This window comes from Gilliamella sp. App4-10, from assembly GCF_001690495.1.
Classification (GTDB): domain Bacteria; phylum Pseudomonadota; class Gammaproteobacteria; order Enterobacterales; family Orbaceae; genus Gilliamella; species Gilliamella apicola_G.
On record NZ_LZGS01000043.1, the window covers coordinates 1 to 4,278 of the forward strand.

At 48.9% G+C, this 4,278-nt stretch carries 1 tRNA gene and 3 rRNA genes; all 4 read left to right on the plus strand.

From position 1 onward, the window contains the following. Positions 1-697 (plus strand): 16S ribosomal RNA (locus tag A9G23_RS11680); the annotation flags it as partial. A gap of 54 nt (positions 698-751) precedes the next feature. After that, positions 752-827: transfer RNA gene (locus A9G23_RS08995), tRNA-Glu, on the plus strand. Between the two features lie 259 nt (positions 828-1,086). After that, positions 1,087-3,985 (plus strand): 23S ribosomal RNA (locus A9G23_RS09000). 169 nt (positions 3,986-4,154) lie between these two features. Then, positions 4,155-4,270, plus strand: a 5S ribosomal RNA gene (gene rrf / locus A9G23_RS09005). Positions 4,271-4,278 lie beyond the last annotated feature (8 nt).

Genomic DNA, 4,278 nt, shown 5'->3' on the forward strand with positions numbered 1-4,278 from the left:
GCGATGGGCTCCGAAGCTAACGCGATAAATCGACCGCCTGGGGAGTACGGCCGCAAGGTTAAAACTCAAATGAATTGACGGGGGCCCGCACAAGCGGTGGAGCATGTGGTTTAATTCGATGCAACGCGAAGAACCTTACCTGGTCTTGACATCCACAGAATCTTGTAGAGATACGAGAGTGCCTTCGGGAACTGTGAGACAGGTGCTGCATGGCTGTCGTCAGCTCGTGTTGTGAAATGTTGGGTTAAGTCCCGCAACGAGCGCAACCCTTATCCTTTGTTGCCATCGGTTAGGCCGGGAACTCAAAGGAGACTGCCGTTGATAAAGCGGAGGAAGGTGGGGACGACGTCAAGTCATCATGGCCCTTACGACCAGGGCTACACACGTGCTACAATGGCGTATACAAAGAGAAGCGAGCTCGCGAGGGTAAGCGGACCTCATAAAGTACGTCTAAGTCCGGATTGGAGTCTGCAACTCGACTCCATGAAGTCGGAATCGCTAGTAATCGTAGATCAGAATGCTACGGTGAATACGTTCCCGGGCCTTGTACACACCGCCCGTCACACCATGGGAGTGGGTTGCACCAGAAGTAGATAGCTTAACCTTAGGGAGGGCGTTTACCACGGTGTGATTCATGACTGGGGTGAAGTCGTAACAAGGTAACCGTAGGGGAACCTGCGGTTGGATCACCTCCTTACGAAGAGCTCGTAAGTGTTCACACAGATTGTTTGTTTAAAAGAGAAATAATTAAGTCCCCTTCGTCTAGAGGCCTAGGACATCGCCCTTTCACGGCGGTAACAGGGGTTCGAATCCCCTAGGGGACGCCATAAAATGTGATGAAATTATTTTTCTAGAAATTATGTTTGTATTTACTTGAGAGTTATTGTTAAGTAAATAGAAAGATAAAGCTCTTTAACAATTAGGAACAAGCTGAAAGAAACGAGTTCTCGTTCTTATGTAAAGCTTTTATAGAATCGTATGATTAAAAGTTAGCGATAAATTTTAATTAATGACGAATAAATAAAGTGGATAACGTAAGAGAGAGAAAAAAAGCGTAATTAAAACCGAGACAACTGTGAGTTGTAAGGTTAAGAAATTAAGCGTACACGGTGGATGCCTAGGCAATCAGAGGCGAAGAAGGACGTGTTAATCTGCGAAAAGCGACGGTGAGCTGATAAAAGGCGCTATAGCCGTCGATGTCCGAATGGGGAAACCCAGTGTAGGTGACTACACTATCATCTGATGAATACATAGTCAGATGAGGCGAACCGGGAGAACTGAAACATCTAAGTACCCCGAGGAAAAGAAATCAACCGAGATTCCCTAAGTAGCGGCGAGCGAAAGGGGAGGAGCCCAAGCGGGTAGCATATAGTATTAGTGGAAGCGTCTGGAAAGTCGCACGATAGAGGGTGAAAGTCCCGTACACGAAGGTGCGATATGTGGAAGCTTATAGAGTAGGGCGGGACACGTGATATCCTGTCTGAAGAAGGGGGGACCATCCTCCAAGGCTAAATACTCCTGATTGACCGATAGTGAACCAGTACCGTGAGGGAAAGGCGAAAAGAACCCCGGGAGGGGAGTGAAATAGACCCTGAAACCGTGTACGTACAATCAGTGGGAGCTGTTACCGTTGGGTAGTAGTGACTGCGTACCTTTTGTATAATGGGTCAGCGACTTATATTCTGTAGCAAGGTTAACCGAATAGGGGAGCCGAAGGGAAACCGAGTATTAACTGTGCGTTAAGTTGCAGGGTATAGACCCGAAACCCGGTGATCTAGCCATGGGCAGGTTGAAGGTTGGTTAACACTAACTGGAGGACCGAACCGACTAATGTTGAAAAATTAGCGGATGACCTGTGGCTGGGGGTGAAAGGCCAATCAAACCGGGAGATAGCTGGTTCTCCCCGAAAGCTATTTAGGTAGCGCCTCATGAGTAACTGTTGGGGGTAGAGCACTGTTTCGGCTAGGGGGCCATCCCGGCTTACCAACCCGATGCAAACTCCGAATACTGACAAGTTTAATCATGGGAGACACACGGCGGGTGCTAACGTTCGTCGTGAAGAGGGAAACAACCCAGACCGCCAGCTAAGGTCCCAAAGTCATAGTTAAGTGGGAAACGAAGTGGGAAGGCTTAGACAGCTAGGATGTTGGCTTAGAAGCAGCCATCATTTAAAGAAAGCGTAATAGCTCACTAGTCGAGTCGGCCTGCGCGGAAGATGTAACGGGGCTAAAACTATGCACCGAAGCTGCGGCAGTGCACGTAAGTGTATTGGGTAGGGGAGCGTTCTGTAAGCCGTAGAAGGTATGTTGTGAGGCATGCTGGAGGTATCAGAAGTGCGAATGCTGACATAAGTAACGATAAAGCGGGTGAAAAGCCCGCTCGCCGGAAGACCAAGGGTTCCTGTCCAACGTTAATCGGGGCAGGGTGAGTCGACCCCTAAGGAGAGGCCGAAGGGCGTATCTGATGGGAAACGGGTTAATATTCCCGTACTGGCTATAACTGCGATGGGGTGACGAAGAAGGCTAGGTTTACCACCTATTGGATGGTGGGTTAAGCATGTAGGCGTGTGATTAGGCAAATCCGGTCACTGAGACGCTGAGGTGTGATGACGAGCTGCTAAGGCAGTGAAGTAATTGATGCCCTGCTTCCAGGAAAAACCTCTAAGCTTCAGGTTATAGTTAATCGTACCCGAAACCGACACAGGTGGTCAGGTAGAGAATACTCAGGCGCTTGAGAGAACTCGGGTGAAGGAACTAGGCAAAATGGTGCCGTAACTTCGGGAGAAGGCACGCTGATGGTAATTGAATTCCCAAGCGGATGTAGGTGAAATCAGTCGAAGATACCAGCTGGCTGCAACTGTTTAATAAAAACACAGCACTGTGCAAACACGAAAGTGGACGTATACGGTGTGACGCCTGCCCGGTGCTGGAAGGTTAATTGATGGGGTTATGCGTAAGCAGAAGCTCTTGATCGAAGCCCCAGTAAACGGCGGCCGTAACTATAACGGTCCTAAGGTAGCGAAATTCCTTGTCGGGTAAGTTCCGACCTGCACGAATGGCGTAATGATGGCCAGGCTGTCTCCACCCGAGACTCAGTGAAATTGAAATTGCCGTGAAGATGCGGTGTACCCGTGGCAAGACGGAAAGACCCCGTGAACCTTTACTATAGCTTGACAGTGAACATTGAGCCTTAATGTGTAGGATAGGTGGGAGGCAAAGAAGCATGCACGCCAGTGTGTGTGGAGTCGACCTTGAAATACCACCCTTTAATGTTTGATGTTCTAACCTATACTTCTGAATCGAGGTAAGGGACACTGTCTGGTGGGTAGTTTGACTGGGGCGGTCTCCTCCCAAAGAGTAACGGAGGAGCACGAAGGTTAGCTAATCCTGGTCGGACATCAGGAGGTTAGTGCAATGGCAAAAGCTAGCTTGACTGCGAGAGTGACGGCTCGAGCAGGTACGAAAGTAGGTCATAGTGATCCGGTGGTTCTGAATGGAAGGGCCATCGCTCAACGGATAAAAGGTACTCCGGGGATAACAGGCTGATACCGCCCAAGAGTTCATATCGACGGCGGTGTTTGGCACCTCGATGTCGGCTCATCACATCCTGGGGCTGAAGTAGGTCCCAAGGGTACGGCTGTTCGCCGTTTAAAGTGGTACGCGAGCTGGGTTTAGAACGTCGTGGGACAGTTCGGTCCCTATCTGCCATGGGCGTAGGAAAATTGAGAGGGTTTGCTTCTAGTACGAGAGGACCGAAGTGAACGCACCGCTGGTGTTCGGGTTGTGATGCCAATTGCATTGCCCGGTAGCTACGTGCGGAATAGATAAGTGCTGAAAGCATCTAAGTACGAAACTAGCCTCGAGATGAGTTTTCCCTGAAGAGATTCAGTAAGGTCCGTTTGAGACTAAGACGTAGATAGGTCAGGTGTGTAAGTGTAGTGATACATTGAGCTAACTGATACTAATGAACCGAGAGTCTTAACCTTACAACTCGGAGTTGTTTTGGGGTTACGCGAGAGTTTTTAATATTCTAGGTTGACTGAGGTTGATTAAAGAATGATAAAGCAGTTTGTTCTGGATTGAGATATTGATGGTGAAGAGGTATAATATTTTATTATAGCATCATTGATGTAGAAGAAGAGAAGACAGGATATGTCTGGCGGTAATAGCGCGGTGGTCCCACCTGACCCCATGCCGAACTCAGAAGTGAAACGCCGTAGTGCCGATGGTAGTGTGGGTATTACCCATGTGAGAGTAGGGTGCCGCCAGACTTTTAAAT